Genomic DNA, 570 nt, shown 5'->3' with positions numbered 1-570 from the left:
GCCGAGGGCAAACCCCTCACCGAACTCTGGTCGGAGGCCGGGAAGCTGGGCTATCTCGGCGTCAACCTGCCGGAGGCGTACGGCGGTGGCGGTGGCGGTATCACCGAACTCTCCATCGTCCTCGAAGAGTTGGGCGCCGCCGGTTCCCCCCTCCTCATGCTCGTCGTGTCCCCCGCCATCTGCGGCACCGTGATCGCCCGCTTCGGCACCGAGGCGCAGAAGCGCGACTGGCTCCCCGGCCTCGCCGACGGCACCAGGATGATGGCCTTCGGCATCACCGAACCCGACGCCGGTTCCAACAGCCACCGCATCACCACCACCGCCCGCCGCGNNACGCGGTACTGATCGTCGGCCGCACCGAGGACGCCCGCACCGGCCGCCTCAAGCCCTGCCTGTTCATCGTGCCGACCGACGCGCCCGGCTTCCAGAAGCGGCCCATCGACATGGAACTCAAGGCCGCGGAGAAGCAGTTCGAGCTGGTCCTGGACGATGTACGGCTGCCCGCGGACGCGCTCGTCGGCGACGAGGACGCGGGCCTGCTCCAGCTGTTCGCGGGGCTCAACCCGGAGC

At 70.2% G+C, this 570-nt stretch carries 1 pseudogene; it reads left to right on the top strand.

Features of this window, described 5'->3' with window-relative positions:
* Positions 1 to 570 (top strand): annotated as a pseudogene (locus CCN72_RS35720) (acyl-CoA dehydrogenase family protein); the annotation flags it as partial.

This window comes from Streptomyces murinus (assembly GCF_002154555.1).
Classification (GTDB): domain Bacteria; phylum Actinomycetota; class Actinomycetes; order Streptomycetales; family Streptomycetaceae; genus Streptomyces; species Streptomyces murinus.
The sequence above is the reverse complement of the archived record's forward strand: the minus strand, read 5'-3'. Positions and strand labels throughout refer to the sequence as shown.